At 48.8% G+C, this 15,668-nt stretch carries 14 protein-coding genes and 1 riboswitch; of the genes, 1 reads left to right on the top strand and 13 read right to left on the bottom strand.

Translation table 11 applies throughout. The annotated features are described in order from the left end of the window. Positions 1-8 precede the first annotated feature (8 nt). Genes LGS26_RS05560 through LGS26_RS05550 form a run of 3 tightly spaced genes read right to left on the bottom strand, consistent with a single transcriptional unit; the run spans position 9 to position 2,595 of the window. Entirely contained in the window at positions 9-740 is a 732-nt protein-coding gene (locus LGS26_RS05560) for a DUF190 domain-containing protein (RefSeq protein WP_237887733.1), read from the bottom strand. A gap of 8 nt (positions 741-748) precedes the next feature. Beyond that, positions 749-1,120, bottom strand: a complete 372-nt coding sequence (gene crcB / locus LGS26_RS05555; RefSeq protein ID WP_237887731.1) for a fluoride efflux transporter CrcB — start codon at positions 1,118-1,120, stop codon at positions 749-751. A gap of 44 nt (positions 1,121-1,164) precedes the next feature. After that, on the bottom strand, positions 1,165-2,595 hold the full coding sequence (locus LGS26_RS05550) for a mannose-1-phosphate guanylyltransferase/mannose-6-phosphate isomerase (protein ID WP_237887729.1): 1,431 nt from the start codon (positions 2,593-2,595) through the stop codon (positions 1,165-1,167). A gap of 203 nt (positions 2,596-2,798) precedes the next feature. Here LGS26_RS05550 and LGS26_RS05545 point away from each other — a divergent pair, with 203 nt between their 5' ends. Then, on the top strand, positions 2,799-3,332 hold the full coding sequence (locus LGS26_RS05545; RefSeq protein WP_237887727.1) for a ferritin family protein: 534 nt from the start codon (positions 2,799-2,801) through the stop codon (positions 3,330-3,332). Between the two features lie 39 nt (positions 3,333-3,371). Here LGS26_RS05545 and LGS26_RS05540 read toward each other — a convergent pair whose 3' ends face one another. The 10 genes from LGS26_RS05540 to LGS26_RS05495 all read right to left on the bottom strand — a co-directional run bounded on the left by LGS26_RS05540 (position 3,372) and on the right by LGS26_RS05495 (position 15,628). Continuing rightward, on the bottom strand, positions 3,372-4,157 hold the full coding sequence (locus tag LGS26_RS05540; protein WP_237887725.1) for a sirohydrochlorin cobaltochelatase: 786 nt from the start codon (positions 4,155-4,157) through the stop codon (positions 3,372-3,374). Continuing rightward, positions 4,141-4,500, bottom strand: a complete 360-nt coding sequence (locus tag LGS26_RS05535) for a DUF2149 domain-containing protein (RefSeq protein WP_237887723.1) — start codon at positions 4,498-4,500, stop codon at positions 4,141-4,143. The genes LGS26_RS05540 and LGS26_RS05535 overlap by 17 nt, the downstream gene beginning before the upstream one ends. Then, a complete protein-coding gene (locus LGS26_RS05530) occupies positions 4,490-5,101 on the bottom strand; it encodes a MotA/TolQ/ExbB proton channel family protein (protein WP_237887721.1) in 612 nt (203 codons plus the stop codon). Before LGS26_RS05530 ends, LGS26_RS05535 begins: the two co-directional genes overlap by 11 nt. After that, positions 5,092-5,832, bottom strand: a complete 741-nt coding sequence (locus tag LGS26_RS05525) for a DUF2162 family putative transporter (protein ID WP_237887719.1) — start codon at positions 5,830-5,832, stop codon at positions 5,092-5,094. Before LGS26_RS05525 ends, LGS26_RS05530 begins: the two co-directional genes overlap by 10 nt. Before the next feature lie 6 nt (positions 5,833-5,838). Further along, positions 5,839-9,819: a cobaltochelatase subunit CobN gene (locus LGS26_RS05520; protein ID WP_237887717.1), complete on the bottom strand. Its 3,981-nt coding sequence runs from the start codon at positions 9,817-9,819 to the stop codon at positions 5,839-5,841. A 152-nt stretch (positions 9,820-9,971) separates the two neighbouring features. Next, positions 9,972-10,150: riboswitch (cobalamin riboswitch) on the bottom strand. A gap of 108 nt (positions 10,151-10,258) precedes the next feature. After that, on the bottom strand, positions 10,259-10,654 hold the full coding sequence (locus LGS26_RS05515; protein ID WP_237887716.1) for a YidH family protein: 396 nt from the start codon (positions 10,652-10,654) through the stop codon (positions 10,259-10,261). 20 nt (positions 10,655-10,674) lie between these two features. Next, entirely contained in the window at positions 10,675-12,663 is a 1,989-nt protein-coding gene (acs, locus tag LGS26_RS05510; RefSeq protein WP_237887714.1) for an acetate--CoA ligase, read from the bottom strand. Between the two features lie 122 nt (positions 12,664-12,785). Beyond that, a complete protein-coding gene (queF, locus tag LGS26_RS05505) occupies positions 12,786-13,145 on the bottom strand; it encodes a preQ(1) synthase (RefSeq protein WP_237887712.1) in 360 nt (119 codons plus the stop codon). A gap of 42 nt (positions 13,146-13,187) precedes the next feature. Continuing rightward, the gene (locus tag LGS26_RS05500) at positions 13,188-14,189 is read right to left on the bottom strand and encodes a divergent polysaccharide deacetylase family protein (RefSeq protein ID WP_237887710.1); all 1,002 of its coding nucleotides are present in this window, start codon (positions 14,187-14,189) and stop codon (positions 13,188-13,190) included. A 68-nt stretch (positions 14,190-14,257) separates the two neighbouring features. Further along, on the bottom strand, positions 14,258-15,628 hold the full coding sequence (locus tag LGS26_RS05495; protein ID WP_237887708.1) for a S41 family peptidase: 1,371 nt from the start codon (positions 15,626-15,628) through the stop codon (positions 14,258-14,260). Positions 15,629-15,668 lie beyond the last annotated feature (40 nt).

The raw sequence follows: 15,668 nt of genomic DNA, 5'->3' as shown, positions 1-15,668 counted from the left end.
AGATACACTTAGATCAGTTTGGTTTCTATGGCATCAGAATGTCTGTGAATATATTTTATTACATTTACATCTGATAGAACAACTAACCCTTCTTTTACTATATCATCAAGAATAGGTAATATTTTGTTTATATTCTCCTCTGAATCAATAACTGTGATTAAGATCGGCAACTCACCGGTAGTCGTCAGTGTTTTTTTCTTATGATATCGCTTGTGCGGTCCAAATCCGGCTATTGCCTTATAAATAGTTGCGCCTGCAATATCCATCATCATCATCCTTTTTACAATAACTTCATATAATGGTACGCCTTCCCATTTATCATCTTCATTTACAATTATTCTTAGCATCTTTGCCTTACCTTCTAGTTTCATATTCTTCCCCTTTTCATTTTTCTTCCCTTCATCCAATCTCTTGCGGCAACACTTAAAGACAGTCGTATCGCTTATTTCTACTAGACCTTTTTCTACTATTGTATAGACATCAGGCAAAATTTTGCTAATCATCTCTTCACTTTCAACCACCTCGATTTTAAGTGGCATAGTGGTTGATAATTCCAATATCTTTGATGTATGGAATACCCCGTCCGTTCCGTAGCCGGCCATGCCTCTAAATATACTTACACCAGCTATTTTATTCCTATAAAACAGATCCATCAAAACCTCATATATTGGCTTACCGCCGAACTTGTCTGTTTCATCCACATAAATAACAAGCTTCTTAGCTGGTCCCTTTATAAGCATGCCAACTCCTATATAGTCTTTGCAAGCATTTCGCCAAGCTTCAGCGCCACAAAACCAGTAATAACGCTTGATGTTACATTTAATATGGCAAAAAACCACTCGCCATCCTTCAAAAGATTGCTCGTTTCATACAGAAAGGTGGAAAAGGTCGTATAGGCGCCTACAAAACCAACCACTAGAAACAGCCTCCACTGCGGGCTGACCATAAACCTTTCGGTCAGGAGCTGCATAAGAAAGCCTATAAGAAAGCAGCCGCTTATGTTGATGAAAAATGTACCCAGCGGGAAACTCCTACCCCATCTCTGACCGATCCACATAGCCAAGACATAACGTACAACGGCTCCAAAAAAACCCCCTGCACCGACAAATAGATAGGCCATAATCAACACACTGTCACAATTAAGAGGCGTCTCTAAAAATAAGCTTAAGGCTGTTCCTGTCCCCTGCCATATTGGTCATCGAATCTCACAATATCATCTTCTTCAAGATATTCACCGGTTTGCACCTCTATCATCACCAGGTCGATCATACCCGGATTTATGAGCCTGTGACGGTTTCCGGCCGGGATATAGGTTGATTCATTCACCCTCACCAGTCTTTCATCCTTTCCATTTATCACCTTTGCGGTCCCTGAAACCACTATCCAGTGTTCACTCCTGTGGTGGTGCATTTGCAGCGAAAGCGCAGCCCCTGGTTTTACGACGATACGCTTTATCTTGAACCTGTCCCTCTCTTCAAGGACCGTATATGTCCCCCAAGGTCTATGGACCGTCCGGTGAAGGCGGTATGTCTCATGGTCTGCCTTTTTGAGCCGACCAACAACCTCTTTTACATCCTGAGTGCGCTCAATGTCTGCCACAAGGAGGGCGTCGGGGGTATCGATCAGCACCATGTCTTTAAGGCCTATCGCAGCGATAAGTCTATCGCTTTGAATGTAACAATTCTCGGTATCTATCAACACGGCATCCCCGTCCACGCGGTTTCCTGTCTCGTCCGGTTCGATCAGACCGCTCACGGCCTTCCATGAACCAATGTCGTTCCATCCAAAGTCGCCTGGCACCATGGCTATACGATCCGCCTTTTCCATCACGGCATAATCAATGGATATATCTGGCATCGAACTAAAACTCACGGCGTCGAGCTCAACTGGCTGCGCGTTCCAATCGGTCCTGTCCTTGCACTCAAAGCAAACGGCGTGCACGTCCGGGCTGTAACATTTAAGGGCATCAAGATATCGGGCTGCCTTAATGCAAAACATCCCGGAATTCCAGAAGAAAAACCCTGATGCAAGATAGTCTTCGGCATCCTTGAGCGTAGGCTTTTCTATAAAGCGCCTAACACAGAAGCCGTGTTCATCAAGCTGTGAACCCATTTCTATGTAACCGAAGCCAGGCTCGGGACGTGACGGTCTGATCCCAAAGGTCACAATATAGTCTTCCATGGCCAATTTATACGCCTTGTCAGCGGCAGCTGCAAAGGCCGCTTTGCCTTCAATAAGGTGGTCGGCCGGCATGATGAACATCACTGCGTCAGACCCCTCGGTCTCCATCAGTCTGACAGCAGCCATCGCAACGGCAGGGGCGGTATTCCTTCCGACAGGCTCAAGCAGATAATCAAAAACAAGGGTCGGATCAGGCCTGAGCGCGCCGTATTCATCGCGCGTTTTGAAATAATAGTTGCGGTTGGTAATTGTCAGGACCTTTCTGACTCCATTAAGCCCGATCGCCCTCATCAGCGTCTTCTGAAGAAGACTCAGACCGTCTTTCAGCTTCATAAACGGTTTAGGATGCGCAAGCCTTGATACCGGCCAGAGCCTCGTCCCAGCTCCGCCGGACAATATCACTGGTGTGAGCATAACAAAATCCCCCACGACAGTTATTCTTAATCTCACAGACTCTACATGGCGTTACCGGATATTTCAATAAAATCCTGCGATCCTTTCGAACCCAAATATCCTGCTCTAGACATAACGATGCAAATTATGTTAGGTTTTAAAAACAGATAAACAAAACCATGGTCTCAAAATATAAACAGACCGGCAGGCAAAGGAGGATGGGTATGGCTCGAAAACATAACAGGGTAACGGACATGCTATGTGCCGCCATGCGGATGGAAGAAAAAGAACTGGAATTTTTCCGCAAGGCCGCCGACAACTGCCCTGACGGACCAGGGAAAGAGATATTCCTCGCCATCCTGGAAGATGAAACAGGGCATAAGAAGGAAATAGAGGAGATAAATAATTTTCTGGAATCCAACGGCGGATGGCCTGCCGCATGCAGGCTCTATGAACAGAAACAGATAGATGCTGAAAAGACGTTTGCAAAGGCGGCCAAGAAGTATGGCCCCTCCGTCAAAACAGCAACAGGCGTGACAGAGGCACTCCAGATCGGGATCGGACTCGAAAAGGCCGCCATGGACTTTTATGCAAAACGCCTAGACGAGGCCGACGGTCAGGCCGAGAAGGCCTTTCTCCAAAAAATGCTGAGCGAAGAAAGGGCCCATCACGGGATGCTCATTGATATGCAGTACTACTATCAAGATCCACAAGGTTACTTCATGGAAAAGGAAAAGAGCGGACTTGACGGTGCATGAGAAGACCGACCGTCTTGCCGCCAGTTATCAATCGAAAAGTTAAAGAACCACCTCAATGGCATCTTGTATATGCCCACAAAATACATCGGCCACCCCGGGCAATTCGCCGATACCATCGCAATGGACGACGGTCTCCAGCCCGACCTGTTCAAACATACATTTCCAGGAGCCGCCGCTTCCAGCCAAATCCTCTTGGAAATGCCGCCCAGCAACAAGGAGCAACGGCACAAGCCTAACTTTTAAAAAACCTGCCTCCATAACAGTCTTTAACGTGTCTTCCATGGTCGGCATACCATCTTCTATCACGCCGATAAAAAACCTCGGCCCGAAACGCCGCCTCAACACCCATAAAAACGCAAGATAACTCGACCATGCAGGGTGATCCGTGCCATGCCCGATCAGGACCGTCGCCTCAAGATCATAGGCGGGAAATGCACGACCGATGACGTCCGCCATGCGCCCATAATCCATCGGTGAGGAGAGAAGGGGCAGGCCTACCGATACACGTACAATATGGTTACTTATCTCATCAATCATACGATAAAACTCATGGCCGCATAGGAGATGAAGGGACTGTACCACCGCCCATGAATGGCCTTCAGCAGCCAGGTCATTCAAGACCTCAGACGGCGACTTTATCTCTCTGCCCTCTTTCCGCGCAGAATCTTTGACTACGCGAGAAGTATACGCCCAACGTATATCATGCCCAGGGAAATGCATCCTAACGACCTTATCCACGACAGCATAAGTCTTCATAGCCCGACTAGTGGTTCCAAAGGCGGTAAGCACGATCGGGATCTTTGATCTATCATTGTTCAGGCACATAGACAAGACTCCCGTCTTCAAGCCTGTACGCAGTGCCGAGACGCTCCCCCCTGCCCTCGGCCTTCTCTTTCTCGACCTTCATTGCAGTAACTTTTTTGCCTTTTTTAGTAATGATCTCAAGCCGGCCATCTTTTGACTGCTTCATGATAGTAAATTCTGCCTTTTCACTAAAGAGGTCCTGCATTCTGTAGACGGAGAAGAGAGTAAGAATGAGACTTACTATGAATACTACGCTTAGATCAAAGAGATTTACAAGACCTGCGAGCGGATCATCGTCGCCGTCGCGCGGATCGTCTTTTACTGTCAATATCCTTTTGAAAAAACGCCTTCGTCTAAGATACATCTCTGACATCGCTCTCCATTAGTATCTCGGCCGTAAGTTCGATATTCTTTATATCTTCTTCCACCCATCTGCGCTTGACTGTGTAAAAGAAAAAGGCCATAAGCCCTATGGCAAGACCTACGATGGTTGTTGTAAAGGCCACGACAAGGTCCGCTGAAAGCCTGGTCATATCTCCCTGGCTCAAGGCGGAAAGGCCAGTACCCATCGGTATAAGGGTTCCAAGAAGCCCAAGTCCTGGACCAAGCCGTATGAGCAGGCGCAGATGATCAAGGGATTTCGAGAGTCTGATGGTGTAATCGTAAACCAGATTCTCAACGGAAAGCGATGAAAGTACACCGTTGCCTATTAAGTCTTCGAGCTTGGCGATAAAGCCCTTGACGCTGTGAGAAAGCATATCGAACCGGCCGCCATTCTTTATAATATCGGGCAAGGCCGATGGATCGCACCTTGTAAGCCTTGCCCTCTCAAGCCATTCTGCAAAAAAGGAACCCGAATATATACATATCCAGATCACGAGCATGGATAATATAAAGATAACTGGCAGAAAAAGGGTGGAGGAAATAATATAGAGAAATGATTTGAGGATTGCCTCTACGTCCAAGTCTTGATCCTCCTTATCTTCATGAGGGTCCAAAAAAATCCTGGGACAGCGGTCAAAAGAAACAAGATCAAGACGGTAGTAAGGCCACGACCTGTATTTTGTGCTGCATTTTGCATGGAAAGCCGATATATCCGCTCAATATCAGAAACCTGAGGGATTATCATGGCGGACAGGATAAAATAGCCTGAAATCGCCAGCATGGCCCCGCCTAAAAGCGACTCAGGCGAGCCCTTGAGGCCCTTTCGAGCCGAATGCATCACGAAAAACGTAAAGAGAACGACGGCCACAAAACTGCCGGTTGCAAGATAAAACGCCGTGCCCAAGGCCTCCGGAAATATACTCATCAAAAAGGCACTGGTCGAAAATATGACGATCATGCAGACAGGGCATGGCACAGAAAGGGTGAGCCAGCCAAGGCTGTATCGGCTGCCTTCTTTAAGGAGGACTACACCCCAAACGGCCGTAAATGCTGCCAGGACAAGATGGATAAGCATCCCGGCCCTCAAAAGACCGTTTATAAAATCGAGATGACGAACAAGATTAATCCGCCCCAAGACAAAAAACGAAAGCCCGAACAGCCCTACATATACGGCAATGAAGGTCAAGACGAGCAACGTCTTACCGAAAATGCCTTTTTTTTGGATTGCGGCGTAATACAACCCCGTCCCGCTCTTTAAGGCAAAGATCCCTATACTAAAGAGCAGGCCAAGAATAAGCGCCTTAAGCTCCATGATAAATCATCTCCTTTTTTGTCTGTATATCCCAAGGACTACGAGCACCACAATCCCCATGACGAAGACGGCCGCAGCCCACTGGACACCCGATGAAGAGACATCGGCCTTGTCCGCCCTTTCTTTCTTATCCCTTTGACCAAGCTCTTTCACCTTATACCCCTTGACATCAGCCTTTTTGGAGGCATTTTGGATGCTATGCGTACCTTTTATGCCCTCAGTTCCAACCCCTCCTTTATCGTTTCCTGTCGTCTCGCCGATCGTTGCCCTGGCCTTGACCCACGGATCGTATGAAGGCCTTTCATCTGACACCAGGATGGCCCTATTCCCCAGTCTAGTGAGGAGATCGATCCTCTGCTTGACCTGGGCATCGATGGTCTTCCCGGCCGCCTTTTGTATGGCGAGTTTGAACCGCTCAACGAGCTTCGGGGCCATGACACCTGGGATGGATATAATATTAACCACCATCTGATTTAAAAGGGGATTATTGCATGTATGATCACAGCACGCCACACCCTTGTTAATCACATCCAGTGCATATTCTTTTGAAAGCCTCATCAATGTCCTGTCGTCGGCCTTCCAATAGCCCTTTCTTGCCGCCTCAAGCATCCGCCCAGTAATAGACTGATATGCCCATGGATTTTCCCTTGAGAAGAATTCTTTAAGTCCCAACCTGTATTTATCTTCCACATATACTGAATAGACCTCGTCCCATTTGGCCCTGTCTATCATCTCAGGGGTAGTCACCTGCCACCCCCACATGTTATCCACAAACCTAGACATCTCACGCGCCCCGGCATAACCCTCCTTCTTCATACCTTCTATCCAGACAGGGTTCAGATACCTAGCCCTGAGCTCCGTACCTATAGCTAGGGAAAGGGGTTCCATTCGGCTGTTTCGAGGATCTTTCTGATCGGATATGAGGCTATCCGGCGCCTTCCCAGAGATCTTTTTTACGGCCATATTGAGTCCGCCAAGATACTGAAAGACGTCATCGTTGTCCATAAGGCCGTAGAGATTCGAAGAGCGCGACTGGACGGTGACGCTTACATCCTTGAGCTGTGAGCGGAACACAGCTTTTGCATCCTGCCCCCACATGTCTTTTGAATAACCGAATGAGACCATGTTCATAAACGCCTGAGCGATCTTTGAATCATCCTCCCAAAGACCACTTGCGCCGGTCATCTCGGCTACCTTTGTACCATATGCCCCAGGTCTTTCGGAAAATATACGAACTGTCGAGAGTTTATCGGCCTCGGCTCTGGTATAACCCGCCTTTATGAGGGTCTTTTTAAGCGCCTCGGTGTGATCCTTGATATAGTTCTCAACGTCTGTGAGTACAGCGGCTTCTTTCACCGCCTTGTCAAGAAGAAGCGCAACCGATGGGAAGGTATCCCTGTAAAGACCAGACATCTGCAAAAGCACATCAAGCCTCGGCCTGTTCAATTCTGTGGCCGAAATAGGCTCGACGCCCTTTACCTTGTCCCTACGATCCCATATGGGTCTCATGCCCATGAGATAGAGTGCGGTCGCCTCGTTCACCCCCTCGTTTCTCATAGTCTCGACGGCCCAGAGGACTATGGCTGTCTTTTCGGGATACCTGCCGCCGTGAGCCTTTCGATAACCATCAATAATCTCCTCCGCCGCCTTTTTCCCCTGGCCCCACGCCTCTTTCGACGGGACCTTTTCCGGATCAAAGCCATAGAAGTCCCTGCCTGTCGGTAGACTCTCGGGGTTCCGAACCGGATCCCCGCCGGGGGCCGGCGGGATAAAACCGCCGTTTAAGGCATTGACAAGCGCATCGAGTTCATCCCGACCCGATTCAGAAATGAGCCTAAGGTAGCGATCTTTTCCACCATTTGCACCTGATGAAACAGCTGCGGCCATCTCATCAAGCGCCTCACCTTTAGGGGATTCCCCAAAGGTATGGAGACCGTACGGTACAAGGCTGGTTTTTATCTCAATGAGATAGTCTTCAAGTCTCTTGACTGAGTCTTTATCTATTTTTTTTACCCCGAGGTCCTTACAGAGCCCGAGCGCTGTTGCAAGCTTACCTATGCGTGCAAGCCTTGCGGCCTTTATATCGTTCGAATCGGATGCCTCGTACTCACTTATGAGGGCTGCGAGCTTTGAATACTCGGCATAGAGACCGCCTTGCCTGAACGGCGGGACCGCATGGTCTATTATCACAGCCCGCCCCCTGCGCTTGGCCTGGATGCCTTCACCCACGTCATCAACTATATATGGATAGATATTTGGGATATCGCCTATCAGCACCTCCGGTGAGCAGCTGGCCGAGAGGCCGGCATTCTTCCCAGGCAGCCACTCATGTGTACCATGAGTGCCGAGGCTTATCATGGCATCAGGCCTCAAGACCTTTTGAAGCCAGAGATAAAAAGCCACGTATTGATGGTGCGGATAGACAATCGTGCTGTGATAGAGCTTGTCGGGATCATCGCTGAACCCCCTTACAGGCTGCGGCGCAATGGTCAGATTGCCCAGACGGATGCATGGGATGATAAACCGCCCGTCGCGGGTCATTATCTTTGAATCCTCAGGCCTCCCCCAATCCTTTTCGACCTTCTTTAAGAATCCCTGGTCAATTCCCTTTATCCACCTCTTATATTGCCTCATGTCGATCGCGACATAATCATTGCTGGCCATAAATCTGTCAAGCTCGCCTGGGGCCCACGAACCTATATTCCTCCCAACCTTTACAAGAAGGTCCTTGATCTCGTCCTCGCTTACATCCTTCGGGATCATATATCCTTCAGCTCTCAGACGGTTAACAATGACCTTGATGCTCCTCGCCACATTGAGGTAGCTTGCCCCTATATTCTGTTTGCCTTGGACATGGTTATAATAAATCAGGACGATTCTTTTATCCCTATTCGGTTTTTCTTTAAGCGCATGCCATCTTGCCACCCGCCTTGCAAGTATATCTATCTCATCCTTGATCGGGACATATATCGGACCCTCGTTGCTCATATCTTCTTTCGCCCCGACAACAGTAGGTTCTACAAGGCCAGAGAGCTCCGGCATGGAGAACTGCATGGTGATCTCGCTGGCGGCCATGCCCTGCGACGACTTCATCCATTCGTCCCTCGATGTGTAAAAAAGATATTGGGGATTGAAAACGGGGCAATTCGCCTTCTCAAGTACCTTCAAAAGTCTAGGGGAAAGGAGAGAGCTGAATCTGAATACAAAACTCGTGATGGAACCAAGGGCGTCATTTAAGGGCGGTTCAGAGATCAAACGGTCTATCTCGGATGGCCCGTCCTTTGGGGAATAGAGGAGTGTCAGCGTATTTATACCATTGGCCTCATATGCCCTTATAAGGGCGTCAAGCGGCCCTTTCCTTGAATCAACGGTAAAAGTTGGAAATACGACCACTAGTGACCAGAGACCTTTGTCATTGAAATGGCCTGTTTTTTTATACCAGTTCACATATTCGCCGACGTCAGCGAAAAAGGCATGGGCATCGGGGTGATAAAAACCCCCTTCGGGCGGCACGACCGGCGCTGGCGGAGAGACATGAACGCCTAAATCGGTCTTCGCAAGATATAGAATGAGCCCTCGGATATTTTCTTCACTCGTATAATCGAAGTATCTCCTGACCGTCTCGTCGAATATGACACCCTGACCTTTCAACTCCCTTGATCTGCCTGGCGAACGGACGGCATATATCTTAGCCATTGGATTTATTAAATTTTTATGCGAGGTCAACCAATCGGTAAGTCCCCCCTGCATAGCATCCAAGACAGCTACATCCATAGACGAAAGCACAGCCGAGGCCCTTGGGGCATCGAGATCCTTTTCAGTTAAGACCAAGACCTTAAGTCCAGGAAGATCAATGGACGATAACGCTTTCCGACAGGTATAGACGTCAGAATCCCCGACAAAAAAGACCATCAGCCCTTGGGCCGAGGCGGTTTTCGGGATAAAAAATGAAAAAATAGTTATGACAGTAAAAATCCAGCAATACATCAGACACCTTCTCTTAATAGAATAGAGCTCCAAATAAAGAACCGGATCAACACCTTAAGAAAACAGGTGCATGGATCCGGAATAGCCCTTTTATCCGCTTAAATCCTACAGCTACCGAACAGGACAGCAACCGCCCCACTCCTTGCCTCGAAAGGGCAGCTATCAAACAGGCAGGTCTTCTGACTTTCGGATCCATCTACCGGCCGCGCCTTCCCAGCCTAAGCCAGTGGCATTACTACGACCTCCGTCCCCGATCACAGCGGCGGGCCCGTCCCTGATTCTCACAGGGTTCCCCATTAAGCCTCGCGGCGCCTGTTGTCTTGTTTAATTTTAATATAAAACTCTATTTGCCCTCAGAAAGGTTGTCAAGCATATAAATCGCTCAAGAATCGACTGCGGCGGATTGTTTGGCTTTTGCACCTTCCATCCCGACAAACAATCAACCAAGCAGACGTATGAGATAGAATACGACAAACAAAGAAATCATCAAAAGTATGAGGGCCACCATGATATCAAGCAATATCGACGGTTTGAATGTATCTTGATCTATCTGGCGCTTGATCTGATAGTGCCTGACGACGGCAAATATACCCAGGAGCCCGCCTATGGCTATAGTGCCTGCCCCGAGATATAGGGGTATGTCAGACTGAAAGGTCGCAGCCTCAGGATGGGTCTCGGAAAGCAGTCTTGTCAGAAGGGAAAGCTTTGCCACCAGAAAACCAAAGGCCATGATGGCGATGGCAGTCCTTATCCAGGCGAGAAACGTCCTTTCATTTGCAAGATGTGTCCTTCTCGGCGCATTTGCATCATGGCCTTTGCCCATTACTTTGATCATGCCTCCGCAATATCAGCGTTTCAGCGTGTCTTAAACAGCTCTTCCTTGCCCTTTATAAGCCAGTCTATCACAGCTGGATCCGCCAAGGTAGAGGTATCTCCAAAGTCTCCTGTATCGCCTGCAGCAATCTTTCTGAGTATCCTGCGCATGATCTTGCCGCTCCTGGTCTTCGGCAACCCCTCCACAAACTGTATCACCTCAGGGTTTGCAATGGGTCCTATCTCCTTCCTGACATGGTCTTTCAATTCCTTTCTCAAGGCCTCTGTCCCTGCAATACCGGCCTTCAGGATTACATAGGCATATATTGCCTGCCCCTTTATCTCATGCGGCATCCCTACGACCGCCGCCTCGGCCACAGCAGGATGGGCCACAAGGGCCGACTCTATCTCCGCAGTGCCGAGCCTGTGACCCGAGACGTTGATTACGTCATCGATACGCCCCATGATCCAGAAATACCCATCTTCATCAAGGCGCGCGCCGTCGCCTGATTCATACATACCAGGAAAGTGGTCAAAATACTGGGTCTTAAAACGACCAGGGTCCCCATATACACCCCTCAACATCCCAGGCCACGGACGCTTTATGACAAGGTTGCCGCCTTCGTTTACATTGGCAGGTGTACCATCACCTCTTACAATCATGGCTTCAATACCTGGAAGAGGAAAGGTTGCGGAACCCGGCTTTAAAGGCGTTGCATAAGGGATAGGCGAGATGAGTATGCCGCCCGTCTCCGTCTGCCACCACGTATCTACGATTGGCATCCGGCCTTGCCCGACATTTTCATGATACCACATCCAGGCCTCAGGATTGATTGGTTCACCCACGGATCCGAGCAATCTCAAGCTGGAAAGGTCGTGTCGCTTGACCCACTTTACATCCTCTCGCATGAGCATACGTATGACAGTGGGCGCAGTATAAAATATATTGACCTTGAACTTTTCAACCACACGCCAAAAGCGGTCAGGTCTCGGCCAGCTCGGCATACCCTCAAACATAAGAGATGTACCGCCCAAAGCCAAGGGTCCGTAAAGGATGTACGAGTGACCTGTAATCCAGCCTACATCCGCGGTGCACCAATAGACATCGTCGTCTCTGAGATCGAAGACCCATTTGGTCGTACTGGCCACATAGGTAAGGTAACCTCCAGTAGTGTGAACAACCCCTTTCGGCCTACCAGTGCTGCCGCTGGTGTAGAGTATAAAGAACATGTCTTCTGAATCCATCGAAACCGGCTCACAGGAATCGGATATATCCTCGGCCCCTATCTCTTCATGCCACCATCTGTCGCGCCCACTCTTCATCGTGACGTCGCAGCCAGTCCTTCTCACCACTAGGCAATGTCGCACAAATGGACAACATTGAAACTGGTCGAGCGCCTCATCCACGCGGTCTTTAAGCGGTATAATCCTGCCGTTCCTGAAAACACCGTCAGAGGTTATAACCACCTCGGCCTGACAATCCTTGACACGGCTCATGAAACTTGCAGCACTAAAGCCTGCAAAGACCACGCTATGCGCCGCACCGATACGCGCACACGCTAACATAGCTATTGCGGTCTCCGGGATCATCGGCATATATATCGCCACCCTGTCTCCCTTCTTGACCCCCATCTTTTTTAACACATTGGCAAAACGGCACACCTCGCGGTGGAGCATCTGGTATGTATAGACCTTGACATCATCTTCGGGTTCACCTTGCCAGATAATCGCAGCTTTGTTGCGTCTGCCGTCAATGAGATGGCGATCCAAACAATTATAAGAGACATTCAACTTACCGCCCAAAAACCACTTAATCTCGGGTTTGAAAAAATCATATTCAAGTACCTTATCCCATTTCTTGTCCCAGCGGACGAATTCCTCTGCCTTTTGCGCCCAAAATCCCTCGAGATCCTCCATTGAATATCTGTAAATTGCCTCATAATCCTTAAAACTGTTGATCCAGGCATCCTGTCTTTGATGTCTGAAGATCCTCTTTTCATGCATCAAGCTCTCTATGTCTTTCTCAGCCATGAATTCCTCCAATTAAATATTTTTTGTTAGACCACAAAAATATCCAGTCCTCCAGCTATTCGACAAGCCAGACCGCCTGCATCGATTTTTATCGGCAACATGGCCAACCGCATGAGGCATATCTATGTCTCAATCCTTACAACGGTATGGACGTTGCCCCTTGGATGAAAATCGGCTTCCAGTTTTAAAAAACGCGGTTTTAAAAGATCAAGGAGGTCCGAAAAGATTGCATTCGCCGCCTCCTCATGGGAGATATACCTGTCCCTGAAACTGTTGAGATAGAGCTTCAGGGACTTGAGCTCCACTATGAAATCATTCGGTATGTATTGTATTTTGATGGTCGCAAAGTCAGGGTAGCCCGAACGCGGACAAAGGCAGGTGAATTCCGGAAAACTTATCTCAATTATATAATCCCGCTCAGGGCATGGATTCGGCCACGGCTCAAGTGTCGCCTCCATCACCGCCTTTTCGCCGTATTTCATGGAAGTCCTTTAAATCAAAATAGTCATTGCAACCGCAATAGATCAATCAGTACGTACAAGGGCATGTATCGGCGCCAATTTCACTTCCTTTTTCAGCATCGGTAGCTCCTCGCAGAGCACCTTTTTTGTATTGGGAAGCGGGTGCCCTATTACGATAACGCCTCTGCCATGTTTTGCAAGCCGCACAGCCTTGTTAAGTTCCATTTTTATGAGTAAAGGGTCTTGATTATGGTCAAGAAAAACCGATCTAGCCGCGGATGGCACGCCCATCTCGCGGGCCACAGAATAGGCTACTGACTTATTGTTCGTCTTACTGTCCACAAAAAAAAGACCACGCCTTTTTATCTCCGGCATAATGACCTCCATAGCCTGTCTATCGGCGGTGAATCTGGAACCCATGTGATTATTGACCCCTATCGCCTCAGGTACAGCATCCAGGTCTTTTTTGAGCATCATGAGCATGACGTCAGGCGACATGTCGACCTTGAGCGCCCCTGGTCCAGGATCTATATGTGGGTCCAATGGTTCGAGCGGAAGGTGGACGAGAACATCCCTTCCCATTTGAGAGGCCTTTTTGGCCAGCCTTGCCGTATGCGGTGCCAACGGCAGAAAGGCGAACGAAATGGGGGCATCGAGCGACAAAAGGGCATCGTCTATAGCTAGATTATAACCCATATCGTCAATCAGAATAGCGATCTCGGGCCTTTCCTTTTGAGGCAAAGGGTGCCGGGCCTCTCTTCCTCTTGTCTTGGCAAGCGGCCCAGGCTTCGCAGGCGGGATTGCAGGCTGGCTTGGCCGAACCTGAGGCGGCTTCGTCTGAATAGAGGATGGCGGCACGATTATACCTGGTTCTTCAAGCAGGGGACGGAGCGGCTGCTGGCCTTGATGTTGCGGACCCTTTACCTCCGGTGCCGGAAGCAAATATATAAAGACCACCAACGCCGCTATTATTGCAATTACCGCCAGTATAAAGACCACACTCATGGAGTGCCAAAGCCGATTCTTGGTCGGCCTCTTAGATGGCCTTGGCTTTGTTCCGGTCATACCCGCTTGCCTGACGCCCTAAAGGAAATGGTGTCGACTCGAAGAATGGCTTGAAGATCCAAAGGCTCTCAGTTGGCGGCTGCGGCCGTAACGGTCTTTCCTGAAAGCTGAGTAAACAAAGACCACGCCTTTAATATCCTGAGGGCTTCTTCGACCTGATTATCCAGCGGTTTGTGGTCTAACGAAATGTTACCCTTTTGCTGTTCGTCGATCTGACGCCTCTCTTTTTTGGTCTTGGACGTCTTATCGTCTTCACTTGGCAAATGGCCGTCAAGGTCCCGCTCCTTAAGGAAATGCGTGGGTTCGCCGTTTTCTTCAGCCTTTGTCTGAGGTATATAGGGCACTACTATATCAGGCGTTATCCCCTTTGCCTGGATGGATCTCCCATTCGGTGTATAATATCTCGCTGTTGTCAGCCTGACCGCCGAACCGTCTTCCAGGGGAATAATGGTCTGCACGGAGCCCTTTCCAAAGGTCTGCGTGCCCATAATTATAGCCCTCTTGTGGTCCTGAAGCGCGCCAGCCACTATCTCTGAGGCGCTGGCTGTCCCCTCGTTGACCAACACCACAATGGGGTACTTTCTGACATGTTTTTTAGGACGGGCATCGAATCTCATCTTCTGATCGGGCATCCTGCCATCCGTATAAACAATAAGGCCTTTGTTTATAAACTCGTTGGAAATACTCACCGCCTGATCCAGAAGACCACCTGGATCATTCCGCAGGTCAAGAACCAGGCCCTTGAGCCCGCCGCTCTTGCCCTCTAACTCTGACAAGGCCTTTTCAAAATCAGAGGTCGTATTGGTCTGAAAATTACTGATTCTTATATACCCGTAACCATCTTCAAGCATCCTTGAATGCACGCTTTTGATAGGGATTACGTCTCTCGTGATGGTAAAATCCTTAGGCTGCGTCCATCCATCGCGGAAGACCGTGATCGTGACCTTGGTGCCTCTTTCGCCCCTCAAGAGCTTTACAGCCTCCATCAGCGTCATATCTTTGGTGCTCTTATTGCCTATCTTTATTATCTTGTCGTTCGCCTTCAGCCCTGCCTTGTCAGCTGGCGTGCCTTCTATGGGCGAAACAACCGTAATTATGCCGTCTTTCATGCTTATCTCTATACCAATTCCGGAGAATACGCCCTTGGTCTCCACTTGAAGCTCTTTATATTCATCTGGTGTGAGAAAAGAGGAATGGGGATCAAGCGATGTAAGCATGCCCTGAATGGCGCCATATATAAGTTTTTGTGGATTGACTTCCTCCACATAGTTACGTTGGACAAGATCAAAGACTGTGGCAAAGAGCTTTAATTGCTCATAGGTCCCACCTTCCTTGGCTGCAGACAGATAATGGGCTTGATAGATGCCGGCGGCTATAAAAAACAGGGAAAAGGCGGCTATAACCGCCCACTTGCGAATGGCTCTTGGAGACCTAAACATCTTTTATATACCTCGATTGAATTACAAACATTAAAGCACT

Origin of the sequence: Dissulfurimicrobium hydrothermale, assembly GCF_022026155.1 — a bacterium.
GTDB lineage: Bacteria > Desulfobacterota > Dissulfuribacteria > Dissulfuribacterales > Sh68 > Dissulfurimicrobium > Dissulfurimicrobium hydrothermale.
The sequence above is the reverse complement of the archived record's forward strand: the minus strand, read 5'-3'. Positions and strand labels throughout refer to the sequence as shown.

Coding starts and splice junctions, on each gene's coding strand:
- LGS26_RS05560 (WP_237887733.1), bottom strand. CDS start 740: ATGCTTATAAAGGGACCAGCTAAGAAGCTTGTTATTTATGTGGATGAA.
- crcB (WP_237887731.1), bottom strand. CDS start 1,120: ATGGCCTATCTATTTGTCGGTGCAGGGGGTTTTTTTGGAGCCGTTGTA.
- LGS26_RS05550 (WP_237887729.1), bottom strand. CDS start 2,595: ATGCTCACACCAGTGATATTGTCCGGCGGAGCTGGGACGAGGCTCTGG.
- LGS26_RS05545 (WP_237887727.1), top strand. CDS start 2,799: ATGGCTCGAAAACATAACAGGGTAACGGACATGCTATGTGCCGCCATG.
- LGS26_RS05540 (WP_237887725.1), bottom strand. CDS start 4,157: ATGTGCCTGAACAATGATAGATCAAAGATCCCGATCGTGCTTACCGCC.
- LGS26_RS05535 (WP_237887723.1), bottom strand. CDS start 4,500: ATGTATCTTAGACGAAGGCGTTTTTTCAAAAGGATATTGACAGTAAAA.
- LGS26_RS05525 (WP_237887719.1), bottom strand. CDS start 5,832: ATGGAGCTTAAGGCGCTTATTCTTGGCCTGCTCTTTAGTATAGGGATC.
- LGS26_RS05520 (WP_237887717.1), bottom strand. CDS start 9,819: ATGTATTGCTGGATTTTTACTGTCATAACTATTTTTTCATTTTTTATC.
- LGS26_RS05515 (WP_237887716.1), bottom strand. CDS start 10,654: ATGATCAAAGTAATGGGCAAAGGCCATGATGCAAATGCGCCGAGAAGG.
- acs (WP_237887714.1), bottom strand. CDS start 12,663: ATGGCTGAGAAAGACATAGAGAGCTTGATGCATGAAAAGAGGATCTTC.
- queF (WP_237887712.1), bottom strand. CDS start 13,145: ATGAAATACGGCGAAAAGGCGGTGATGGAGGCGACACTTGAGCCGTGG.
- LGS26_RS05500 (WP_237887710.1), bottom strand. CDS start 14,189: ATGACCGGAACAAAGCCAAGGCCATCTAAGAGGCCGACCAAGAATCGG.
- LGS26_RS05495 (WP_237887708.1), bottom strand. CDS start 15,628: ATGTTTAGGTCTCCAAGAGCCATTCGCAAGTGGGCGGTTATAGCCGCC.